This is a genomic window from Ruminococcus sp. 8Y-12 (genome assembly GCF_058119865.1).
In genome coordinates this window covers 2,123,192-2,147,225 of sequence record NZ_CM176623.1, presented here as the reverse complement: position 1 = coordinate 2,147,225, position 24,034 = coordinate 2,123,192, and the positions used below count along the sequence as shown (strand labels likewise).

Annotated in this window: 21 protein-coding genes; 6 read left to right on the top strand and 15 right to left on the bottom strand. The window is 49.0% G+C overall.

Annotated features, from left to right (window positions below):
- Positions 1-43: 43 nt before the first annotated feature.
- From AC0THY_RS07885 to AC0THY_RS07845, 9 genes are all read right to left on the bottom strand, one after another.
- On the bottom strand, positions 44-691 hold the full coding sequence (locus AC0THY_RS07885) for a TetR/AcrR family transcriptional regulator (protein ID WP_489993877.1): 648 nt from the start codon (positions 689-691) through the stop codon (positions 44-46).
- Positions 691-4,752, bottom strand: coding sequence for an efflux RND transporter permease subunit (locus AC0THY_RS07880; RefSeq protein ID WP_489993876.1), 4,062 nt, complete (start codon positions 4,750-4,752; stop codon positions 691-693). The genes AC0THY_RS07885 and AC0THY_RS07880 overlap by 1 nt, the downstream gene beginning before the upstream one ends.
- Positions 4,753-4,948: 196 nt before the next feature.
- The gene (gene yihA / locus AC0THY_RS07875; protein ID WP_489993875.1) at positions 4,949-5,557 is read right to left on the bottom strand and encodes a ribosome biogenesis GTP-binding protein YihA/YsxC; all 609 of its coding nucleotides are present in this window, start codon (positions 5,555-5,557) and stop codon (positions 4,949-4,951) included.
- Positions 5,554-7,881 (bottom strand): endopeptidase La, encoded by a 2,328-nt coding sequence (gene lon, locus AC0THY_RS07870; RefSeq protein WP_489993874.1) that lies wholly within the window; start codon positions 7,879-7,881, stop codon positions 5,554-5,556. Before lon ends, yihA begins: the two co-directional genes overlap by 4 nt.
- 15 nt (positions 7,882-7,896) lie before the next feature.
- On the bottom strand, positions 7,897-9,192 hold the full coding sequence (gene clpX / locus AC0THY_RS07865; protein WP_489993873.1) for an ATP-dependent Clp protease ATP-binding subunit ClpX: 1,296 nt from the start codon (positions 9,190-9,192) through the stop codon (positions 7,897-7,899).
- A gap of 145 nt (positions 9,193-9,337) precedes the next feature.
- Positions 9,338-9,919, bottom strand: coding sequence for an ATP-dependent Clp endopeptidase proteolytic subunit ClpP (gene clpP, locus AC0THY_RS07860; RefSeq protein WP_489993872.1), 582 nt, complete (start codon positions 9,917-9,919; stop codon positions 9,338-9,340).
- A gap of 75 nt (positions 9,920-9,994) precedes the next feature.
- Positions 9,995-11,281, bottom strand: coding sequence for a trigger factor (tig, locus tag AC0THY_RS07855; protein WP_489993871.1), 1,287 nt, complete (start codon positions 11,279-11,281; stop codon positions 9,995-9,997).
- A 126-nt stretch (positions 11,282-11,407) separates the two neighbouring features.
- Positions 11,408-12,217 carry a DUF975 family protein gene (locus tag AC0THY_RS07850; protein WP_489993870.1) on the bottom strand — a complete coding sequence of 270 codons (810 nt, stop codon included), beginning with the start codon at positions 12,215-12,217 and terminating at the stop codon, positions 11,408-11,410.
- Positions 12,217-12,783 (bottom strand): DJ-1 family glyoxalase III, encoded by a 567-nt coding sequence (locus AC0THY_RS07845; RefSeq protein WP_489993869.1) that lies wholly within the window; start codon positions 12,781-12,783, stop codon positions 12,217-12,219. The genes AC0THY_RS07850 and AC0THY_RS07845 overlap by 1 nt, the downstream gene beginning before the upstream one ends.
- 199 nt (positions 12,784-12,982) lie before the next feature.
- Between AC0THY_RS07845 and AC0THY_RS07840 the strand changes: the two genes are divergently transcribed.
- The 4 genes from AC0THY_RS07840 (at position 12,983) to AC0THY_RS07825 (ending at position 15,521) form a co-directional block, all read left to right on the top strand.
- Positions 12,983-13,432, top strand: a complete 450-nt coding sequence (locus tag AC0THY_RS07840) for a CYTH domain-containing protein (protein ID WP_489993868.1) — start codon at positions 12,983-12,985, stop codon at positions 13,430-13,432.
- A gap of 245 nt (positions 13,433-13,677) precedes the next feature.
- On the top strand, positions 13,678-14,037 hold the full coding sequence (locus AC0THY_RS07835; RefSeq protein WP_489993867.1) for a helix-turn-helix domain-containing protein: 360 nt from the start codon (positions 13,678-13,680) through the stop codon (positions 14,035-14,037).
- Between the two features lie 135 nt (positions 14,038-14,172).
- Positions 14,173-14,406, top strand: coding sequence for a helix-turn-helix domain-containing protein (locus tag AC0THY_RS07830; protein WP_489993866.1), 234 nt, complete (start codon positions 14,173-14,175; stop codon positions 14,404-14,406).
- A gap of 149 nt (positions 14,407-14,555) precedes the next feature.
- Positions 14,556-15,521, top strand: a complete 966-nt coding sequence (locus tag AC0THY_RS07825; RefSeq protein WP_489993865.1) for an aldo/keto reductase — start codon at positions 14,556-14,558, stop codon at positions 15,519-15,521.
- A gap of 174 nt (positions 15,522-15,695) precedes the next feature.
- Here AC0THY_RS07825 and AC0THY_RS07820 read toward each other — a convergent pair whose 3' ends face one another.
- Positions 15,696-16,229, bottom strand: coding sequence for a dihydrofolate reductase family protein (locus AC0THY_RS07820; protein WP_489993864.1), 534 nt, complete (start codon positions 16,227-16,229; stop codon positions 15,696-15,698).
- 123 nt (positions 16,230-16,352) lie between these two features.
- Between AC0THY_RS07820 and AC0THY_RS07815 the strand changes: the two genes are divergently transcribed.
- Entirely contained in the window at positions 16,353-18,944 is a 2,592-nt protein-coding gene (locus tag AC0THY_RS07815; RefSeq protein WP_489993863.1) for a cation-translocating P-type ATPase, read from the top strand.
- A 20-nt stretch (positions 18,945-18,964) separates the two neighbouring features.
- On the opposite strand, the gene AC0THY_RS07810 is transcribed toward AC0THY_RS07815, so the two are convergent.
- From AC0THY_RS07810 to AC0THY_RS07795, 4 genes are read right to left on the bottom strand one after another with little or no spacing between them, the layout of a single operon-like run.
- A complete protein-coding gene (locus tag AC0THY_RS07810; protein WP_489993862.1) occupies positions 18,965-19,291 on the bottom strand; it encodes a DUF1622 domain-containing protein in 327 nt (108 codons plus the stop codon).
- A complete protein-coding gene (locus AC0THY_RS07805; RefSeq protein WP_489993861.1) occupies positions 19,291-20,130 on the bottom strand; it encodes a DNA-3-methyladenine glycosylase family protein in 840 nt (279 codons plus the stop codon). The genes AC0THY_RS07810 and AC0THY_RS07805 overlap by 1 nt, the downstream gene beginning before the upstream one ends.
- A 41-nt stretch (positions 20,131-20,171) precedes the next feature.
- Positions 20,172-21,170, bottom strand: coding sequence for a dipeptidase (locus tag AC0THY_RS07800; protein WP_489993860.1), 999 nt, complete (start codon positions 21,168-21,170; stop codon positions 20,172-20,174).
- Positions 21,171-21,220: 50 nt separating this feature from the next.
- On the bottom strand, positions 21,221-21,682 hold the full coding sequence (locus tag AC0THY_RS07795; RefSeq protein ID WP_489993859.1) for a hypothetical protein: 462 nt from the start codon (positions 21,680-21,682) through the stop codon (positions 21,221-21,223).
- Between the two features lie 343 nt (positions 21,683-22,025).
- Here AC0THY_RS07795 and AC0THY_RS07790 point away from each other — a divergent pair, with 343 nt between their 5' ends.
- Positions 22,026-22,388 carry an ArsR/SmtB family transcription factor gene (locus tag AC0THY_RS07790; RefSeq protein WP_489993858.1) on the top strand — a complete coding sequence of 121 codons (363 nt, stop codon included), beginning with the start codon at positions 22,026-22,028 and terminating at the stop codon, positions 22,386-22,388.
- Between the two features lie 149 nt (positions 22,389-22,537).
- Here the strand turns inward: AC0THY_RS07790 and AC0THY_RS07785 are convergent, their stop codons facing one another.
- On the bottom strand, positions 22,538-24,022 hold the full coding sequence (locus AC0THY_RS07785) for a glutamate synthase subunit beta (RefSeq protein WP_489993857.1): 1,485 nt from the start codon (positions 24,020-24,022) through the stop codon (positions 22,538-22,540).
- Positions 24,023-24,034: the final 12 nt, after the last annotated feature.

Genomic DNA, 24,034 nt, shown 5'->3' with positions numbered 1-24,034 from the left:
CCTGTTACGTCAAACCATTACGGTTCCATACAATATAGCAACATTAAACCAGTTCCCCCGCAGTCTGCAGGGCAGACAAAATACTTTTGTAAGTATACTCCTTCATAGTCTCCGGGCTGATCTCCTCCGCGCCGAAGCCTCCGCCGATGTGCATGCTGTAAGCCAAAATCTGAGTAACTACAGCACTCTGCATAAAGTAGCCTGGCAGATCTTCCCTGGCCAGCCCCTCCCGCGACGCCTGCACAAGAAGCCCCTTAAAAAAGTCTCTCATCTCCTCATCTTCCCTCACGGAACATTCCAGCTGATTCATACACTTCTTCTCCCGAAAGAGCCCCTGGATATAATAACACAGGGATTTGGTCAGCATCTGATATCTGGAGTGGTTTTTGTCCATATAATTCATAAGCGCATATATCTTCTCCCGAAAACTCTCCTCCTTCTCTACTGCCTTCGCCATCCTCCTCACACTGCTCTGGATCTGGTAAAAGATCGCTTTGCTGATTAGCTCATCCTTTGTCTCAAAATATTCATAGGCAGTCCCCTTGCCGATACCGGCTTTTTCTGTGATATCGGATACCTTTAAGGTGTAGAGATCTCTCCCCTCCTCCATAAGGAATCCCACAGCCTCGTACATTGCAATCACTTTCGGAGAGGACAGCTTCAGCATCTCATAAATGGTTCTGCCTTCCATCAGATCTCCTCCTCCCTCATATCCTTCTTCCGGTTCAGCAAATCATAAATGCAGGGTACTACCAGCAGGGTCAAAAGCGTGCCGTAAATGAGTCCTCCGATAGTCACAATAGCCATAGGCTGAGTCATCTCTGCCCCCATTCCCAGACCGATTGCCATAGTCAGAAGTCCCAGGATCGTGGTCAGGGCTGTCATCACGATGGGGCGAAGACGCGTGCGTCCCGCCTCCACAATGGCTTCGTACTTTTCCACCCCCTGCTTTCGCTGCTGGTTGATATAGTCCACAAGCACAATTCCGTTGTTTACAATGATACCTGACAGCATAACAAATCCGATCATGGCGATGACACTTACATAGCTGCCCGTAAGCCACAATCCAAACAGACCTCCTGTAAAAGCCAGAGGTATCGTGAACATAATGATAAAAGGTGAGAGCAGGGACTGGAACTGGGCCACCATTATCAGATAGATGAACACCACAGCCAAAGCCAGCATCTTAAACACCTCCACCATAGATTCGTTGATGGTCTCATTCTCCCCCGACATCTCCAGTGTGTAGCCCTGGGGCAGTTTGTAGGTGGCCAGCTTTTTATCCACCTGGGATGCCACCAGCCCAATGTTGTGGTCACTGTCCACCTGGGCGGAGACGGTCACATATCTGGTCTGGGCCTCCCGGTTGATTGCGGTAAAGCCCTCTGCATTTTCAAATTTAACTATATCCTTCAGAGGTACGTCTTCCTTTTTTCCATCCTTGTCTGTTCCCTCAATGGACAGTTTTTTGATCAGCTCCCTGGTCAGCTCCTCATCACTGTCACTGATCACCATAACCGGATAGTCCTTTGTATCTGTGCTGAGGGTGGTGGCGCTTTTGGCCTGGGCCAACTTGGACTGCAGGTATTGAAAAATCTGTGCTGTGGTCAGTTGGTGTTCCATAGCCTTTTTCTTATCCACCACCAGGCGCATTTCCAGAGCTTTCTCGTCAATGCCGTCTGATACATCCTGGGTACCCTCCACCTCAGAGAGAAGCCCTGCCACATCTGCGGAAATATCCTTCAGCTTATCCAGTTCCCTTCCCTTCACTTTTACGGAGATGCCGCTGCCCCCCAGGGCTGACATATCCATGCTGGAAGTCTGAACATCCAGTATGCACTCCAAATCCTTCGTCTTCTCCTCTATGGCCTTTGCCATCTCTTCATTGCTGAGTTCCTTATCTTCCTTTAAGATCAGATACATAGAGACTTTGTCCCTGCTCTGTCCGCCTCCCATAAGGTTCATGCCGGACCCGCCAGCCATAGCACCGATATCCTCCACATCCGGTATGGTCAGGAGTCGGTCCATCACCTGGTCCGCCATTTTCCCCGTATCCTCCAGGGTAACGTCCTTTCCCGGCATTTCCATTGTCACGGACACCTGGGTGCTCTCCATCTCCGGCATAAATTCCGTGCCCCTTGATACGGCAAGTACCATACTCACTGCCAGCAGAACTACAGCAACCCCTACCACTACAGCCCGGTGCTTCAGCGCCAGTTTCAATACATTGACATATCCATTCTGAATCTTTTCAAACAGAGGGCTGGGTTTCTCCGTAATATTTTTCAGCAAGCCTGCCCCCATCATAGGAACCAGTGTGAGAGCCACCGCCAGGCTGGCCAGCAGAGAGTAGGCGATGGTAAGGCCCATATCCACAAACAGCTGTCTGGTGATTCCCTCTGTAAATACAATAGGTAGAAAGACACAGATGGTAGTCAATGTGGAGGCCGCAATGGCTCCCGCCACCTGCTTTGCCCCTTCCACCGCTGCCTTCCTGGAGGATACGCCCTGGCTGCGCAGGCGGTAAATATTTTCAATTACCACGATGGAGTTGTCCACCAGCATACCAATTCCCAGCGCCAAGCCGGACAGAGAGATAATATTCAGGTTGATGCCCGAAAAGTACATGAGCACCACTGCTGCCATAATACTGATTGGGATGGAAAACGCAATGACGATGGTTGGGCGCACGCTCTTTAAAAAGAGGAACAGGATCAGAATCGCCAGCACTGCGCCAAAAAGCATGTTTTCAAGCACAGAGCTTACCACCATGTCAATGTAGATCCCCTGGTCCATCAGAGTGATGATATGTGTACTCTCGTTGTTCTCTTGAATTTCCCGGAATTTTTCCCCAATACGCTCCGAAACCTCGCCTGTGGAGTATCCTGACTGTTTCTGCATGGTCACCATAAGCCCCGGATTTCCGTTGATCCTGGCATAGGTCTCATTGCTGTTGTCCGTCACAGTGATATCCGCCACATCTGAGAGGGTGACAGGCTCCACGCCATCCATGTGCATGTCCGCCAGCACCAGCTCTCCAAGTGCTCCTGTATCCTCCAGCTTATCCCCTACGCGCACCAGGTAGTCAATCCCCTCCTCCGTCACATATCCGGCGGGCATGGTAAAGTTCTGGGCTGCCAGGATCTGCTTGACCATATCCGGAGTGATCACACCCGTGATGTCCGCCTGGTCATAGGCCGCATCTTTCTGTTCATCCAGCTGTTTTTTTGCCTCGTCCAGCTGGGATTCCCCAGTGCTCAGCTGCGCCTTCCCTGCCGCAATTTCAATGGTCGCACTGATTTTCTTAGCGTTTAGTTCTGCAAGAGCCGCATCCAGGGAAGTTTTTCCGGAGGCAATCTGACTTTTTGCACTCTCCAGCTGTGTTTTCGCAGTGTTAAGCTGCTCCTTGCCTGTCTTAATCTGCTTTTTCCCCGCCTCCAGCTGTTTTTTGCCACTGGCGATGGTCTTCTTTTGATTGGGAATGTCGTCCACAGCGGCCTGGAGCTGGGTAATCTGACTCTCCAGCTGGGTCTTCTGCGCAATCAGCTCTGCTTTTTTGCTGTTCAGTCTCTCCTGGATCTGGCTGTAGCTCCCCTCCGTATTCAATCCGGCTGCTGCCAGAGGGGCCAGGGCGGTTTTCAGCTGATCCGTAAGCTGCTTAAGCTGTGCCTTCATTGCCTCCAGTGCCTGTGCATTAGACTGGGGATCTGACTCCATCTGGGCAATCTGGGCCTTCAGCTGGTCTATGGCCTCAAACAGCGCTTTCGCGGGCTCCAGCTTTACGGCTGCCTCTTCCAGAGTGCTGACACCTAAGGTGATTTCTTTCAGGCCCTCTTTCGCCTTTGTGAGCTGTCCTGGCAGGGCGTTTAGCTGCTCCTCCCCTGCCTTGATCTCCTTTTCCTTCTGTGAGAGCTCTTTCTCTGATTTTTCAATATCCGCCAGCTTGGTATTGATTTCATCCAGCTTCTGATTCAACTGCGCTTCATTCGTTATCAGCTGGCTCTGTCCCTGGGAGATCTGGCTCTCTGCCATAGAGGTCTGTTCAGCCAGTGCGCTCTCCCCATTTTCCAGCTCCTTCTTCCCGGACTCCAGCTCTTCCCTGGCATCCTTCATCTCGTTCTCCGCGTCTGCGAACTTACCGTCCAGAGATTTGGAGATCTTTTTGTTCACGGCATCCAATTTGTCCTGCCGCAATACTACTTCTACCTTTTCCTCCACACTGCCTGTGGTGCTTACGGAGGCTACACCCTCAATGCTCTCAAACTCCGGGAGAACCTTTTCCTCCACATAGTCAGTAAGCTGGGCGCTGGTCATCTCCCCCGCCTCCACGGCCGCGACCATTACCGGCATCATGTCAGGGTTGAGCTTCATGATAATGGGGCTTCCCACGCTGTCGTCCCAGTATCCCTCAATCTGATCCAGGCTCTCCCGCATCTCAATCGTGACTGCATCCATGTTGGCAGACTGGGAAAATTCCAGAACTACTGTGGATACATTTTCACTGGACACTGATGTCACATTTTCTATATTGCTGATGGTGGCCATAGCCTGCTCCACAGGCCTGGTCACCGTTGTCTCCACTTCCTCAGGGCTGGCCCCGGCGTAGGTAGTATACACAATGGCATAGGGTAGATTCATCTCCGGAAGCAGGTCTGTCTTCATCTTCGTAAAGGACACGACTCCCAGGATTAAAACTAAAATTACACCTACCACAACCGTATACGGTCTTTTTACACTGAAACGAGATATCATAGTTACCCTCCGTTATTTATTACCTCTTCGGCCTCTATTCCTGCGAGCAATGAGCCAAGCAGCAGGGTTGTTGACTCCGTCCGACCAGTCGGTCAGTTTATATCAAAAAAAATTCCACTGCTGTGGACATCCCCATAAATGAAAGTTTGCTTCACCGCAAATACACCACAGCGTATTTGGGCGAAGCGCGCCTTTCTCATCCATCGGCATCCATCGGCTCCTCTGCCAGGAAGGATTCGATCACCTCCCAGATTTCTTCCCTGCCCTGCTTTGTCTCTGCTGAGAAGGGAATAATCCGGGTGCCCGGTCTCACATTAAGACCTGTCTTTACTTGCTTGACATGCTTTGCCACCTGGCTGCGCTTCAGCTTATCCAGCTTTGTGGCTATGATGATGGGTTCAAAACCGTTTCCCAGTATCCACTCATACATAGTCCTGTCATTGTCTGAAGGCACATGGCGGATATCAATGAGAAGAAACACTGCCTTTAGCTGGGAGGAACCGTGCAGATATCGCTCTATCAGTTTTCCCCACTGCTCCTTCTCAGCCTGTGAAACCTTTGCGTACCCATAGCCAGGCAGATCCACCAGGTAAAGAGCATTGTTTATATTATAAAAATTGATTGTCTGGGTCTTTCCCGGCTGGGCACTGGTCCTTGCCAAAGATTTCCGGTTCATCAGACCATTGATCAGGGAGGATTTCCCCACATTGGACTTCCCGGCAAAGGCCACCTCCGGGCTTTGATTATTCGGCAGTACGCTGGTAATCCCGCACACGGTCTCCAGTGCCACATTTTTTATGATCATACGCTTTCCTTTACTAATGACCGGGGTAGCACATCCTCCATGCTGTCCACAAAGAGAATCTCCAGTCCCCGCTTGATCTCCGGAGAAATTTCCTCCACATCCACTTTGTTCTTTTTCGGTACCAGGACTGTACTCATCCCAGCTGTTTTGGCTGCCAGAAGTTTCTCCTTCAGCCCGCCGATGGGCAGCACCCGCCCTCTGAGTGTAATCTCTCCGGTCATGGCAATATCTGCCCTAACGGGAGTTTTTGTTATGGCTGATATCATGGCTGTCGCCATGGTAATACCCGCTGAGGGTCCATCCTTTGGTACCGCTCCCTCGGGTATATGTATGTGGATATCATGTGTTCCAAAGAAATCCTCCGGAATCTGATACTCCCTGCTGACAGACCGGATATAGCTGATGCCTGCCTGGGCGGACTCTTTCATCACATCCCCCAGTTGTCCGGTGAGCTGAATCTCTCCCTTGCCTGGCATGATATTAACCTCAATCTGGAGTGTCTCTCCTCCCACGCTGGTCCAGGCCAGACCACGGACGATACCGATCTCGTTTTTCTCATTCAGCCGGTTTACACTGTAGCGCTCATTGCCCAGATATCTGCACAGATTGCTTTCCGTCACCTTCAGGGATTTCTTATCCCCCTCCAGAATCTCCCTGGCAGCCTTCCGGCAGATCTCTCCTAGTTTTCTCTCCAGGTTTCTCACTCCAGCCTCTTTTGTGTAGCAGGTAATGATCTTTTTAAGCGCCCCATCACTCACTGTAAACTTATATTGATCCAGCCCATGCTTCCTGATCTGCTTCTGAAGCAGATGCTCCCTGGCAATGTGCAGTTTTTCATTTTCTGTGTAGCTGGAGATTTCAATGAGCTCCATGCGGTCCAGGAGAGGCCTTGGAATGGTCTGCAGATCATTGGCCGTGGCGATAAACATAACCTCTGACAGATCCAGAGGAATCTCCACATAGTGATCCCGAAACTTATTGTTCTGTTCCGAATCCAGCACCTCTAGAAGGGCCGATGAGGTATCTCCTTTGTAATCGCTGCTCACCTTGTCGATCTCATCCAGGAGCATCAGGGGATTTTTCACCCCTGCCATCTTCATTCCATTGGCAAGCCGTCCCGGCATGGCTCCCACATAGGTCCTTCTATGGCCCCTGATCTCTGCCTCATCCCGGACTCCCCCCAGACAGATGCGCACATATTTCTTGTTCATGGCCCTGGCTATAGATTTCGCTATGGAGGTTTTTCCTGTTCCGGGCGGTCCCACCAGGCAGAGGATCGGACTCTCACCCTTCTTTGTCAGAGTGCGCACAGCCAAAAACTCCAGCACCCTCTCCTTTACCTTCTGCAGTCCGTAGTGGTCCGCCTCCAGGATCTCTCTGGCATTTTTCAGGTCTGTATTATCCCTGGACATCTTATCCCACGGAAGCTCCAGCAGAGTCTCAAGGTATCCCCGGATCACAGAGCTTTCAGAGGAATTACCTCCCACGCTCTTAAAACGGCTGATCTCCTTCTCGATCTTTTCCTTCACCTCAGGGGAGGCCTCCAGCTTGTTCAGCTCTTCCATAAAATGATCTGCATCGGTGAAGGTGTTATCCTCCCCCAACTCTTCCCGGATCAGCTTCAGCTGTTCGCGAAGCAAATATTCCCTCTGGTTTTTATCCACCCGCTCTTTTACCTTGGTTTGGAGCTCTGCCTTAATGTGCATGATCTCCACCTCATTGCTGAGCATCACACAGAGCAGCTCATACCGGTCGTAGAGCTGGGCAGCCTCCAGAATCTTTTGTTTTTCCTCGTAGTAGAGAGGGATATTGATGGCAATCTGGTCCACCAGCCTATCCAGCTCGACAAGCTCCATCATCTGGGCTGTGAGCTCTTTGCTCATCTTGGTATTTGCTGCAGCGTACTCACCGAAGATCTCCTTGATGGTACGCAGCATTGCTTCTCTGCTTCTCTCATCCAGGTGTTCTGCACTGTGATCCTCCAGCAAAGCCACCTCAGCCTGGAGAAATTCCTGATCCGCATTCAGCTCCAAAAGCTCTGCGCGGCCGATTCCCTCCACCAGAACCCGAAAAATATTTTTAGGCAGCCGGATCACCTGCTTAATCATCGCAATGGTTCCCACCCGGTACAGATCCCTCTGTTTCGGTTCCTGGGTATCAGGGTCCCTCTGGGTAACCACAAAAATCTGTTGATCCTGCAGCATAGCCTGCTCCACAGCTTTAATGGATCTCTCCCTGCTGATGTCAAAATGGACAATCATGGAAGGAAGAATGGTCATACCTCTAAGGGCAACCGCAGGCATGTCTTTTGTTATTTCACTCATATATATCCGTACCTCTTATGCAGTTTCTTCCACTGCTCTCAACGTTTTTTTTCCTCTTGTGCGTACCGGAAGACTCTCCCTTCGTGACAGCTTTGGCGCACCTTTTCCTTCAATGGTCTCCCTAGTCACAACACAGCTTTCAATAGTCTCATCTGAGGGTATGGTGTACATCAAATCCATCATGGATTTCTCCAAAATGGCACGAAGTCCCCTGGCTCCTGTCTTTCGCGCCAAGGATTTTTCTGCCACAGCCTCAATGGCTTCCTTGTCAAACTCCAGATCCACTCCATCCAGCTCAAACAGCTTCTTGTACTGCTTGATTATAGAGTTTTTCGGTTCCTGAAGGATACGCATAAGCGTCTCCTTATCCAGAGCATCCAGGGATACTACCACCGGAACACGTCCGATGATTTCCGGAATCATACCAAATTTAACGAAGTCCTGGGGAAGCACATGTTTCAGTATCTCTCCCACATTGTGCTCCTTCTTCTCCTCAATATTGGCATTAAAGCCAATAGCCTTGGTGTCCATACGTGTCTCAATAATCTTATCCATGCCCTCAAAGGCTCCCCCACAGATAAACAGGATATTTGTGGTATCGATCTGCAGCAGCTCCTGGTGGGGATGCTTTCTGCCTCCCTGAGGCGGCACGGAAGCCACTGTACCCTCCAGAATTTTCAGAAGCGCCTGCTGTACACCCTCACCGGATACATCCCTGGTGATGGATGCGTTCTCAGACTTTCTGGTAATCTTATCAATCTCATCAATATAGATGATGCCATACTCTGCACGCTTGATGTCATAGTCAGCGGCCTGGATAATCTTCAGAAGAATATTTTCCACATCCTCCCCCACATAGCCTGCTTCCGTGAGCGCAGTGGCATCCGCAATGGCAAATGGCACGTTCAGAAGCCGCGCCAATGTCTGCGCCAGCAGGGTCTTTCCACTTCCTGTGGGGCCCAGCATCAGAATATTGCTCTTCTGAAGCTCCACGCCCAGATTCCTGCCGGCGGTGATACGCTTGTAGTGATTGTAAACCGCCACAGACAGTGCCTTTTTCGCCTCATCCTGTCCGATTACATACTCATCCAGAAACGTCTTGATCTCCTCTGGCTTGAGGAGGTTTATGGTATCCTCCGTGTCCATGCCATACTCGTCTTCCAGTTCCTCCTCCACGATCTCTGAGCATATCTCAATACACTCATCGCAGATATAGACCCCATCAGGACCTGCAATCAGTTTGCGGACCTGATCCTCTGATTTATTACAAAAAGAACATCTTACTTTCTGTTCTCCACTTTTCCCTGCCATTTCTTCCACCTCACAACATAAATTACGATTATCTCCGTGTTATGCGGATTTTACGCCATCCGCTACGCTGCTTTCCTGCAGCTGCTACCCGTGTAAACCACATTAAGACTCCCACTCTAGGAGCAGGAGTCTTATCTTAGGTTTCTTAATGTTGGGATAATATACTGTCGATGAGGCCGTACTCTTTTGCCTCCTCCGCGCTCATGTAATTATCTCTCTCTGTATCTCTCTCAATCACCTCAAGAGGCTGTCCCGTGTTTGCAGCCAGGTGCTCGTTCAGTTTCTTTCTGGACTTTAAGATCATGTCCGCCACAATCTTAATCTCTGTGGCCTGTCCCTTGGCCCCTCCTGAGGGCTGGTGAATCATAATCTCTGCATTCGGCAGGGCAAAACGTTTTCCTTTTGTGCCGCCTGCCAGCAGAAAAGCCCCCATGCTGGCTGCCATACCCATGCAGATGGTGGACACATCACACTTAATATAATGCATGGTGTCATAGATGGCCCATCCTGCCGATACAGACCCTCCGGGACTGTTAATGTACAGATGAATATCCTTTCCGGGATCTTCCGATTCCAGAAACAGCATCTGCGCAATAATCAAGTTGGCAGTGACATCGTTTACCTCCTCACCCAAAAAGATGATTCTGTCCTTCAATAATCTTGAGTATATGTCGTAGGATCTCTCACCGCGGCTGGTCTGCTCAATGACGTAAGGTACTAAGCTCATGACGACTCTCCTCTCTGTTCTGCGATACAATACAATTTTCAGATATTTATTTCATTCAAAAAGTCCGTTTTGTAATTATACTTCCTTTGCTGCCTCAGTCACCAGCTTTACAGCTTCCTGAATCGCAAGGTCTTTCTTCATCTGGCCTTTCTCATAATCTCCCATAAGTTCTTTCAGCTTGTCCAGCTCCATCTTATAGGCCTCTGCCATTTTGGTCAGCTCCTCTTCCAGGCGCTCATCGCTGATCTGGATATCCTCAGCCTCTGCGATTGCCTCCAGTACAAGGCTGTTCTGAATGCGTTTTACCGCTTCCGGCTTCATCTGCTCAAAGAGTTTATCTGCTGTCATTCCGGTAAACTGGAAATACTGCTCCATGGATAAGCCCTGGGACTGCATTCTTCTGGCAAAGTCCTCCCCCATATTTCTCACCTGGTTGTCGATCATAGGATCTGGAATTTCCATTGAAGCATTCTCCACGATCTTATCTACCACTGCATTCTCTTTTGCAGTCTTTGCTTCCTTTTCCTTGCTCTCTGTCAAATTCTTCCTGATGTCCTCTTTGTATTCATCCAATGTGTCAAATTCAGATACATCCTTTGCAAAATCATCATCTGCCTCAGGAAGCTCCTTTACCTTGATCTCATTGACCTTGCATTTAAATACAGCAGCTTTCCCGGCCAGCTCTTTTGCGTTGTAATCCTCAGGGAAGGTAACATTCACTTCCATATCTGCGCCAAGCTGAGCTCCCACCAGCTGATCTTCAAATCCCGGAATAAAGCTTCCGGAACCGATGGTCAGGTCATAGTTCTCAGCCTTGCCGCCCTCAAACGCCTCACCGTCCACAAATCCCTCGAAATCCAGTTTGATCATGTCGCCGCTCTCAACTGCCCTGTCATCCACATCAATCACTCTGGCGTTGTTCTCTCGCTCTTTGTCCACCTCAGCCTGGATCTCTTCTTCCGTCACTTCCACGCTCTGTTTTTCTACCTCAACGCCCTTGTACTCACCCAGTGTAACCTCCGGTTTCAGAGCCACCTCAGCGGTAAAGATAAACGGTTTGCCTGACTCAATCTGAACCACATCAATATCCGGCTGTGAAACAATCTCCAGATCACAGTCCTCAACCTCCTTGGCATAGGCCTCGGGAATCAGAGCATTGGCTGCATCCTCGTAAAATACGCCTTCTCCGTACATTTTTTCAATCATTTTTCGGGGTGCTTTTCCTTTACGGAATCCCGGAAGTGTGATTTTATTTCTGTTTTTTAAATAAGCTTTCTGAATTGCTGCCTCTAACTCTTCAGCAGAAGCTTCTATCGTCAGCTTCGCCATGTTCTTTTCCAGTTTTTCTACCTGTAAACTCATTGTTCTACATTTCCTCCTTGATTCTTATATAGAAAGTGCTTAAACTTATCCATACTTGCAGTCATTTTAATAGTATAGCACAAGCTTTTCTAAAAAGCCACCCCTTTTTTGCGGGTTTAAGCTTGATTATTTGCTTTCTGTTTCAAATCCTGGCAGTTCATAGGTATTGGAGATACCCCTGCGCAGTCCGTCCTCGCGGAGCACTCCATAGAGTTCCGCATTTGTGGCAGCCATGTAGGGGTGCACAAAAAACACATTCACCAGTCCGCAGGTGATCGCGCCCAGGATAAGCCAGAGTATAAAGGACAAATCCAGTACAAAAGCATTCCACTTCTGCCCGTACATCATCTCTGCGCTGAGCTGAAAGGCTCTCTTTGTATCCATTCCAGGATTCTCCGATAGAATATAGGGAATCATCCGGTACTCATAGCTCTTGATAATTCCTGGAATCACAAGCAGCAATCCCCAGAGGAAGGTCTTCAGCCCTCTCAAAAACATGACCAAAATTACGTTCCATATATGGCTGCTTCGAAAAGCAAAGAGTATCATCCACAAGCTTCCTCTTGTCTCCCGATTACACATAAAGAAACGTTTGGAGCCCACAAGTATGGGGCCGCCGATAAAAATGGAGACGACAATCCCCAAAAGAGCCAGAAAAATACCAACCCCTATCATAATAGGAAGAAATCCGACCAGCAGAGAGTTTTTAATCTGTTCTACCACATCCCTGGCCTCTATCTCTCCGTGAATGGCCTCCTTGGCTGTATCAATAGAGGACTCATAGGTACTCTTTATAGATCTGTCTTCCCCGCGTCCCACACTTCCCGAAAATTCTCCTGAAAAAATGCTGGATATCAGGCAGACGATCACAGCAGACAAATAACATTTTCTGATCATGTCCTTTGCCCGGTTTTTCAATTCATATCTCTGCCACATTATATCACCTGCTCCTCTTCAAGGTACATAATCCCTTTTCCAACACGCCTGGCCTCGCTCTCCCCTGATATCTGAGCGATCAGAGCCAGTCCAAAATCTATGGCAGTCCCCATTCCTCTGCTGGTAGTAATATGTCCATCCACGGCCACCGGTTCCATTCCCACGGAGGCGCCCTTTAGTTTCTCCTCAAATCCAGGATAGCACACTGCATGCCTTCCCTCCAAAATACCCAGTTCCCCCAGTACGCTGGGCGCTGCACAGATTGCCCCGATACGGCTTTGGGCCGCGTCCGCCATCAGTAATATCCTTTTCAGAGCCTCACACTCTCCCAGATGCTTTGTCCCAGGCATCCCGCCCGGAAGTACCAGAGCCTCTGCGCTCTTGAAATCAAAATCTGTTATTTTCCCGTCTGTCTTTACGCATATGCCGTGGGAACCAGTTACATATTCTCTGTTGTCAATACCGATCATTTTCACTTCAATCCCTGCTCTGCGCAGCAAATCCACCACGGTAAGACCCTCAATTTCCTCAAATCCTTCTGCCAGAAACACATACACAGCCGCCATAAATATTCCTCCTACTCTCTTCTTGTTACTCTGCTATTTCCTTTTACCCATTCTAGCAGAGATATCCAAAACTTTCTACCCCTTTCTCAGTAATATGTTGTACAATTAAATGCATAATGTTACTGTTCAGTAAATGCGCAGATTGTTGAATAGTTGCAAAAACATTTGCGTTACAATATCATTTACAAAGGAGATTCTTATGGAAATTGAACGAAAATACCTGGTTCCCACTCTACCGGCAGACCTGGAGAGCTATCCCTTTGTCCTCATTGAACAGGGATACCTGTGCACAGAACCGGTAGTACGCATCCGCAGACAGGACGACTCCTATATACTCACCTATAAATCAGCGGGAATGATGGTCAGAGAGGAATACAATCTTCCGCTCACTGCCAATGCCTATCAGCACTTAAAAGAAAAAGCAGACGGAAATCTGATCGCAAAAAAGCGTTATCTCATTCCTTTAGAAAGTAATCTTAAAATAGAACTGGATGTCTTTCTGCCGCCGTTTGCTCCCCTCGTACTCGCTGAAGTGGAGTTTGACACAGAGGAACAGGCAAATGCCTTTACTCCTCCCAGCTGGTTTGGAGAGGATGTCACCTTTTCCGGCAGGTATCACAACAGTTACTTAAGTCAAATGGAGCTCTGATTCAGAACATCTATATTGCAAAAGTGGGAACACTGTTCTACAGCGTTCCCGCTTTCTAATTCTCTGATCTGCTCAAAACTTCTATCCAGCACATCGTCTATACCCGGAGTACTAACCACCGTTTCACTCCGATAACGTTTCGCTGATATTTTCCCATAAAATCTATTTTTATGTTTCATTTTGTTGCATTTAAAGATATTTATTCGTGAGATTGCTATAATATTTGCAATTCGCGGGAGGTGTCTATGGCAATATTACTTTTAGCGCAACACTTAAAAGCGTTGCGCGATTTCCACAACTATACCCAGGAATATGTCAGCAGCAAATTGAATATAGAACGTCCCACTTACTCAAACTATGAGCTAGGAAAGCGAACTCCAACCTTAGAACTGATCGTTGCTTTTGCTGACTTTTATAATGTGACGCTGGACGACCTGCTTATCAATCCGGACTTCACTCCTTCTGCCTCCAAAGCAGAAAATGAATTGGCACATTCCGTGGGAAGAGAACAGGAGTTGCTCTCCATATACCGCACACTCCCTGATTCTGAGCAGAAAGAGTTTCTGGAGTATGCCAGATTTAAAAAGTATAGATTCCATCTGTAATTCTGCCAATTTTCATTTTGTATTATAACACATCTTCATGTCATTTGCAACATGAAACTTGGCAAATGTTAAGCTGTACATTGTTTCGTTTTGCATTGCAAAAGGCTACACTATTCAAAAGAAGGAGGGGATGCCGTGAATAACAAGCGAATTAATCAATACAGACAGCTGGGTTTGACCATCGCTTACTACAGAAAGCTGCGTGGAATAACTCAACTACAATTAGCAGAATCCGTCAATTTAAGCCGTACACACATAAGTACGCTGGAAGCGCCAAACATGCCCACGTCCATTTCACTGGATAAGCTCATGGATATCGCGGATGCTCTGGATGTACCCATAAAATACTTTTTTGAATTTCGGGAATAGCTGATTTTTATACAGGAACAGCCGCCGCATAATAATGCTGCCACTGCTCCTGTTCTTTTTTCGCAGTTTTCCTCATATTTTTGATTCCAGATTTACGGATTTTCCCACATATGCTAGAATAGGATCAATAACATAAAAGGAGATTAAAAATGACCAGAAATATACTCATAAAAGAAACCGATCTCTCCCTTTCTCCCCTGGGATTGGGCTGCGCTAGTGCTGGCCTGAAATGGGATGGCCCTGACGCGGACCGCCTGTTTGACGCCTTTTTAGATATGGGCGGCAATGTGTTTGACACAGCCAGAGTGTACTCAGACTGGGTTCCGCCTGAAGTGGGGCGCAGTGAACGCGTCATCGGGGACTGGCTGTCCCGAAGTAAAAAACGCAGCCAAGCCATCCTCATTACAAAAGGCGGCCATCCAGATATGTGCGTTCCAGCTCCGGACCTGCATAAAAACAGGGTATCTCATGAGGATATGACACACGATCTGGATCTGTCTCTGAAAACTCTGAGGACAGACTATATAGACCTGTATTTTTATCACAGGGATGATGAGAATATCCCCGCAGAGGAGCTCATTGAAACCATGGAAACCTTTGTAAAGGCCGGAAAAATCCGCTACTATGGCTGTTCCAACTGGAGTCTGGACAGGGTTTTGAGGGCAGATACATACTGCAAACGCATGGGGTACCGTGGATTTGCCGCAAATCAAGTGCTCTACAATGTGGGCTACCGCTACATGAATCCCCTGGAGGATGACACCATGGGATATCTGGACGTACCCATGCAGGAATACCACTGCAGCCGCCCACAAAATCTGGCAATGCCATACATGGGCATATGCAATGGGTTCTTCCACAACTATATTGCAAAGGGTCCGGAATCTGTTAAAGGCTCGCCCTACTATACAGAAGGCAATCTTCGCACCGCAGAACATTTGAAAAATCTGATGGAAAAATACTCTGCCACAGTCACTCAGGTAGTTCTGGGCTTTTTCACACAGCAGGCTTTTGCCTGCCTTCCTCTGTACGGTCCCAGGGATATCCGGAACTTAGAGGAGGCTGTAAAAACCTTTGAGATTCCCTTTGCAGCGGAGGATTACGCTGGTCTATAAAGTTTGCGCCTTTGACCGCCTATGCGCGGATTTTTGCTCCAGCCTGCCGCATACATTTCCTGCAAACTAAGTAAGTAAAACCACAAAATAATTGCCTGAATTTCCATCCGATATTTGCGGCAATTGCACAACAGCCGGGATATGCAAACGCATTCCCGGCTGTATACATTCATATCAGTATTTTGAGTACACAATATCGATTACTCCGTTTATCTCCTGTACCTGCTCCACCTTCAGCTTTAGCCTCGGATGGTTCCGGGCAAATAGCGGAAGACCTCCGCCTAATATAACCGGCATGATTGTGAGGTGAAACTCATCAATGACATCGGCTGCCATCAGCTGATTCGCAAGATCCGATCCCCCGCACACCCATATATTCTTTCCGCTCCCTGCTTTCAGGCGCCAAACCAATTCCTGAGGGTCCTCCCCGGTAAATTGTATGTCTGGTCTGTCCTGTTCCTGCTGGTGTGTAAATACATAGGTCTTTCTTCCCGAATAAGGCCAGACCTGCGGCGACAGCTCTGTTGACACCTGCCGGTAAGTATTTTTCCCCATGAGAATGGTATCAACCCCTGTGATAAATTCCTCATAGCCATAATCTGTCTCGTACCCCTCATCCTGGCCCCCCAGCCAGTCGATGTTACCTTCACTGTCTGCAATATACCCATCCAGGCTTACCGCAATGTACAAAATAACTTTTCTGCTCATACAAGCCTCCCCTATTTTTTCATCCTTCCCAGTCTACTACATTTTGGAAATTTTCTCAAGATGAGATTTGTTCATATTTTTCTCACTGCAGCATATATTTTCTTAACCGAAGGAGGGACAAGTATGATAAAAGAAGCAAATACCCCGCCCAACGAGAAGCCTCGGGGCCGCAATGTCCTGGAGGAAGCAAAACCAAAGACGCCTGTGCAGTCTTTCTTGGAACAACTCAATGATCCCCTGATCTTTGTGCTCTTTGTGGCTGCAGCCATCTCCATGCTGCTGGGTGAATTCAGCGACACCGCGATTATCCTTGCAGTTATTATGGTCAATGCCATAGTCGGGGTGATTCAGGAGGGCAAGGCTCAAAAGGCACTGGAAGCGCTCAAACAGCTGACAAGCCCCACTGCCCTGGTCATGAGGAACGGCGTACCCGTGGAAATTCCTGCAAAAGACCTGATTGTGGGGGATGTAGTATGCCTGGATGCGGGACGTCAGGTACCTGCTGACCTGAAGCTTACATCTGTAAACAGCCTAAAGATAGAGGAGTCTGCCCTTACAGGAGAATCCCTTCCTGTGGAAAAGGATGTACACCACCAGAATAAAGCCTACATGACCACCAATGTCACCTATGGCCGCGGAGAGGGCGTGGTGACCGCCATAGGTATGGACACGGAGATCGGTAAGATTGCACGCATGATCAACAACAGCACTGCGGAAACTACGCCGCTTCAGAAAAGGCTGGGGGACTTGGGAAAACTTTTAAGCATTGTTTCCATCGTACTTTGTCTGCTGCTCTTTCTGATTGCAGTCCTTCAGAAGAGAGACATACTGGAAATGCTGATCACCGCCATCTCCCTGGCTGTAGCCGCTGTGCCTGAGGGACTTCCCGCTGTGGTAACTATGGTGCTGGCCCTCAGTGTATCCCGTATGGTAAAGGTCCATACCATTGTAAAACGCCTTCCCAGTGTGGAAACCCTGGGGTCCGTCAGTGTGGTCTGCTCGGACAAGACCGGAACCCTTACACAGAATAAAATGTCTGTCACCCTCTGCTATACGGAGGGAAGTCTCTATGACGCTGACTCCTTAAATCCCGATAAAAACCGGTATTTTCTGGAGGGCTTTGCCCTTTGCAACGACGCGGTTCTTTCAGATGATACCCGGGTGGGAGATCCCACGGAGCTGGCTCTTCTAGACCTGGCTGCCGGCTATCGGCTATTCCGGCAGGAGCTGGAACGCACCCAGCCCAGAAAGAGTGAGATTGCCTTCAGCTCGGACCGCAAGATGATGACCACACTGCATCGCCGGGGGGCATCCTATGTATCCTACACTAAGGGGTCCCCGGATGACATCCTCAAACGCTCCAAATATATTCTATCAGGGGGCTCACCCATCCCTATGACGGATGTACACAGAAAGAAAGTGCAGCAAATGCTGGATACCCTCTCCTCCAAAGCTTTGCGTGTCTTGGCTCTGGGGATGAAACTGGGGGACAAGACTCCCTCAGAGGAAAATCTGGTCTTTGTGGGGCTGGCCGGCATGAAAGACCCCATCCGTCCCGAGGCCCTGAAAGCAGTTCAGGACTTTAAAAACGCAGGTGTGCGCACTGTTATGATCACTGGAGACCGTATAGATACCGCTTTTGCCATAGCAAGGGAACTCGGAATCGCAACCAGGCGCTCGGACTGCATGACAGGAGATGAGCTGGAGACCTTGTCAGATTCCCAGCTGCCCCAGGCAGCAGCCGTAACAAATGTGTATGCTCACGTATCTCCGGAACACAAGGTCCGGATTGTAACAGCTCTGAAGTCTTCGGGTCAGATTGTGGCAATGACCGGGGATGGTGTCAATGACGCACCTTCTCTAAAGACGGCGGACGTGGGAATCGCCATGGGAATCACTGGAACAGATGTAGCAAAGAATGCCGCTGATATTATCCTGACCGATGACAACTTTGCCACCATAGGAAAGGCCATTGCGGAAGGACGCAGCATTTATGAGAATATCAAAAAATCTGTTCTCTTCCTGCTCTCCTCCAATTTCGGGGAGATTATCACCATGCTGGCAGCCATCATCCTGGGCCTCTCCTCCCCCTTAAAACCCAGCCATATCCTGTGGATCAACCTGATTACCGACTCTCTTCCGGCTCTGGCTCTGGGTGTGGATATCTGCAACTCACAGCATTTTATGAACCGTCCTCCCCGCCCAAAAAATGAAAGCCTTTTTGCAGGCGGTGGATTGGAATGCACGCTGCTTTATGGATTTCTCATTGCTTTTATAAGTACCTCCGCCTTTCTGATGCTGCCAGTGAGTATTCTGCACGCAGAGCAGGTGCCTGTTTCACTGACTGCACTGAAGACCCTCTTGACACAGCCTGAGCTGCTGGCCCGTTCCCAGACCTATGCATTTACGGTGCTGGGCATCTCCCAGCTATTTCACGCTATTGGCATGCGGGATGTAGAAACCTCTTTCTTCCGCATGAATCATCTCTCCAACAAGCTGATGATCGCAGCCTTTGCCATTGGACTTATGCTTCAGCTTCTGGTGACTGAGGTTCCATATTTTATACAGGCATTCGGCACCTGCCATCTCTCCTGGATGGAGTGGGGAAGATTGATTTTCTTGGCTGCTATGCCATTGATTGCCCATGAGATTCTGATACTCGGACGCAGTATCTCTCTCCATCCAAAACCTAAAACAAAATCTGCCGCTGGCTAACCAGCGGCAGATCTTTTATACTATTCCATCTCAATTCCCTTCTCTTCCTCCTTGATCTCCCAATGGATCAGAAAGGTGAGCGCTGCACGCAGGGCAATGATTCCTGCCACAATGCTGATCTCTTTCCACTCTCTGACCACTACTGTTCGCAGAATTTCACTGCCCAGTTTAAACTCCAGGCCCATTGCCAGACCTTTCGCCAGGGTAATCTTGGTATCCGGATGGCGTCTCACGTATTTATAGACACCCACTAGTCCGGAATAAATGATGATTCCCACTCCGATGAACTCAAATATCAGAATAGCTATGCTGACAATCTGTTCCAGCGCCATCTCTATAAATTCCACTACGATGTCCTCCTCTCCTGTAGGATCTCTTTTTCTCCCCACAGCTCATAGTAAAAAGCGTACTGCTGCATCACACCGGCAATTCCCTGGTATCGCTCAAAAGGAAAACCATCCGGATAGTTCTCCCGCAACATATCCTGAATATGGGTATCCACCGGAAACGCTTCAATATGGTGAAGTGCAAACAAGCAGATACACTCTGCCACTTTGATCCCCACCCCGCAAAGTTTCATCAGCTCTGCCTTTGCTGCGCTGTACTCTAAGCCTGCGATCCGCTTAAGGTCCACTACCCCTGTCACAGCCATCTCTGCACTTTTGCGTATGTATTTTGCCCGGTAACCCAGGTTACACCTGCGAAGCTCCTCCTCAGACACTGCGGCCAGTCTCTCAGGGCCCGGAAAGGCGAAGTACGTCTCTCCCCAAAGGTTTACCCTCGGTTCCCCATAACTGCGGCAGAGGGTTTCCACGCACTTTCTTATCCTTGGAATATGGTTTTGCTGTGAAATGATAAAACTGACCACTGTTTCCCACAGTTCCTGGCGCAGAATTCTCACGCCGCTGGCACACTGCACTGCCCGGCTTAAATATGCATCATCCGGGTCTACGCAGTTCTCTATTTTCTTATAGTCAGCCCTCAAATCAAAATAGGTCTCCCATATATCTTCAAACTCTTTTCTGTCACAGTAAAAGCAGACCTCTGCCCCTCTTTGCTCCATCTCCAGGTATCTGCCCATGGCAGTCAGTGCAAATCTTTCCTCTCCCCGCCTCGCAAGGCGAAAACACTGCCCTGAATTGCTTATTTTCTCCAGATCAAAATATGGTATTTCCTTTTTTATCATAGTCTCCTGTTCCTATTCTTGCCATTCATCCTCTGGTTATTCTATAAGAGCTCCTGATAAACCCGGAGTGCATTTTTATAGAAAATCTTTTCAATCTCCCCGGCAGTGAATCCCTCCTGTTCCAGGGCTTCAGCCAACCGGGGCATCATCGAGGCATTCTCTATCTGAGGGTTCCCCGGAATTCCGTCAAAGTCCGTGCCAAGGGCACAGACCTCAATACCGCCCACATTTCGGATGTGCTTTAGATGGCGTACCATATGTGCGATGGAACCTATACGGTTCTCCATGGGATTTTTCTCAGCTCCGGGTACAAGAAAGCTTCCGCAGAAATTCAATCCCATCACTCCACCCCTGTCAGCCAAAGCTCGGATCATGTCATCCGTCAGATTCCTGCACACATTGCATACAGCCGCTGCATTAGAGTGGCTGGCCACAAAAGGTTTTTCAGTGTACTTTACCACATCCCAGAAGCCCCCGTCTGAGAGGTGGGATACATCCACAATCATTCCAAGGCCCTCCATTGCTTGCACCAGATCAATGCCGAAATCGGTCAGGCCCTTCTCATTTCTCCTGGAAAACTGAGGAATCTTGTTCTCGTCAAAGACAATATTGGGGGCACCAATCCCATTCTCATAATTCCAGGTCAGGGTGATCATGCGCACCCCAAGCCGGTAAAAAATCCGCAGAAACTCAATCTTTCCCTTCAGGATTCCCCCTTCCTCCAGTGTCAGAAGACTGCTCATCCTCCCTTCAGCCTGGTGGTCCACAATATCCTGAAAGCGAAACGCCGGTGCAATCAGATCCTGATTCTTTTTCAGTTCTTCATAGTACCGGTCAGTCATCTCCATTGCGCTCTCAAAGGGGTTCTCAACCTCCTCCATGCACACAAACAGTGCAAAATTCTGAAGCAGATAGTCCCCCCGGGCCATCTTTTCCAAGTCAACGTGAATGGCATTTTTTCTTAGACTGTCACCTCTTTGGCACCCCTCCGAGCGATGCAGCCTTGAAATGGTATCGCAGTGCAGATCCAAAACCTTCATTCTTCTTCCCCCAATCCCCAATTTACCGTATGCAATTTGACGTGTGAATGCTATAATCTTACCACATGTACTACAAAAGTGCAATTTGAAACAAGTGCATCAACAATCTGGCTCCGCTGCTTTTTCTGACCTTCCAGACAGAGTTTGCCATTTCTCTGGACAAAATCGGCTACCGTATCTGTGTGGTAGGCGCGCATATATGCTCCACTCCTCTTTTTTGTTACAGTTGGAATCTCCGGCTGGCGCATTCTGGCTTCACTTTGGGCCATCATTCCGCTGTGCAACGCTCTGCTCTTCGCCAAAGTACCCCTTAACACCATCGGGGAAGGACATAAACCCATTGCCGTTAGCCAGCTTTTTTCCATGAAGCTTTTCTGGATGTTTCTTCTATTGATGATCTGTTCAGGAGCGTCGGAACAGGCCATTTCCCAATGGGCATCTTTTTTCGCAGAATCAGCCCTCCAGGTATCCAAGACCGCAGGGGATCTGTTGGGCCCGTGTGCTTTTGCCATCCTGATGGGCCTGTCGCGGACTTTTTTTGAAAAATACGGAGCCCGGATAAATCTAAAAAAATTCATTGTGATAAGCAGTGTACTGTGCGTGGCCAGCTACCTGACCGCTGCCCTGTCCTCAAGCCCCCTACTGGCTCTGGGCGGCTGTGCTCTTTGCCCTGCTTTTTCCTATCCTGATGCTGGGAGTCGTTGCTTTGCTGCCCAGGAAGAACTCCCTGGACTGACCTTTGCTTCTTATGTCAATTAGTGTTATACTAAGAAACGGAACTGTGCGGTATTGCACAGGCCTGTTGATTAATTGGGAAACACACATACAACAGCACACAAGAAAGGAGTTCTTATTATGCAACAGAATGACGATGCACCAAAATGTGATTATATACATGCCCATCCAGATATTATTGAATCTGTTCAGAAGCAGATGCCTGATGAGGAGAGACTCTATGATTTGGCCGAACTTTTCAAAATTTTTGGAGATTCTACCAGGATTAAAATTCTTTATGTACTCCTTGAGAGTGAGATGTGTGTGTGTGATATAGCGCAGCTCCTGAATATGACTCAGAGTGCCATATCCCACCAGCTGAGAATCCTGAAGCAAAGCCGTCTCGTCAAGTTCCGCAGGGAGGGAAAAACCATCTTTTACTCCCTGGAGGATGATCATGTATACAGCATACTGAGTCAAGGAATGGACCATCTTGCGGAGTAAATCCCTGAAACGTCAAAAATGACCAGGTAATTTTTCAGAAATGACCAGGTAATTTCCGGAAATGACCAGGTAAGTTTCGGAAATGACCAGGTAATTCTTGACAGTATGACAGCCGGGAACCTGTTAAAGCTTTGTTCCCGGCTGTTGTTTTATAAATTTGTGTATCCCATCAGGGACCGGTCTACCGCTTTGGCTGCCTCTCTTCCCTCTTGTATAGCCCACACCACCAGCGACTGTCCTCTTCGCATATCCCCCGCCGCAAACACGTTTGACACGGAGGTCTGGTACGGTTCAGGCTCTGTCTTTACATTCGTCCGCCCGTCGAGCTCCACTTTAAAGGCATCCGTCACATATTTTTGTGACCCCAGAAAGCCAGCGGCAATCAGTACTAGGTCCACATCTACCACATACTCGCTTCCCTCCACGGGAACCATCATCATACGTCCGGTCTTCTCGTCCTTCCTGCTCTTCAGCTTTACCAGCTTTGCCTGGCAGACTTCTCCCTTCTTGTTTTTGACAAATTCAGATACTGTGGTCTGATACACCCTGGGATCATGACCAAATACAGCTATGGCCTCCTCCTGTCCATAGTCGGTCTTGCAGACTCTGGGCCACTCAGGCCAGGGATTGTTGTCTGCCCTGGTATCCGGCGCCTTGGGCATCATCTCCAGTTGGAGCACGCTAGCTGCGCCCAGACGGATGGCAGTACCGACACAGTCATTTCCCGTATCTCCACCCCCGATAACCATCACCTTTTTCCCCTTAGCCGGAATAAACTTGTTATCCGCAAAGCTGCTATCCAGCAAGCTCTTGGTCGTGGCAGTCAGAAAATCAACCGCAAAGTGGATTCCCTTTGCATCCCTGCCGGGAACTTTGATATCCCTGGGGTTGGATGCACCGCAGGCCAGAATAACCCGGTCATAATCCTTTAGCAGCTTTGCCGCCTTTACATCCTCCCCCACATTCACATTGGTGACAAATTCCACTCCTTCCGCCTCCATAATGGCTATCCGGCGGTCGATCACCTCTTTTTCCAGTTTCATATTCGGAATGCCATACCGCAGCAGGCCTCCGATCCGGTCACTGCGCTCAAAGACCGTAACGTGATGTCCTCGTGAGTTAAGCTGCATAGCGGCCGCAAGACCCGCAGGACCGCTGCCCACCACAGCCACTCTTTTGCCGGTGCGCACCTTGGGGGGTTCGGGCGTCACCAGGCCTGCGTCAAACGCGTTTTCAATGATTGCCCGCTCATTCTCCTTTGTAGATACGGGATCACCGTTTAAATTGCAGGTGCAGGCCGCCTCACACAGCGCAGGGCATACCCTTGCCGTGAATTCCGGAAAACAGTTGGTCTTCATCAGGCGCTTATAGGCCATCTCCCAGTTTCCTGTGTACACCAGATCATTCCACTCCGGAATCAGGTTGTTGAGCGGACAGCCGGAAGCCATACCTCCGATCATTTTGCCGTACTGGCAGAACGGCACTCCGCAGGCCATACACCTGGCCCCCTGAATTCTCTGTTTTTCCCGGGGCAGAGGGGAGTGGAATTCTTTAAAATTCTTGATTCTGGCCTTTGGCTCTGTCTCTTCACTTGTCTGTCTCTCATATTCTAAAAACCCTGTCGGTTTTCCCATTCTTCTGCCCTC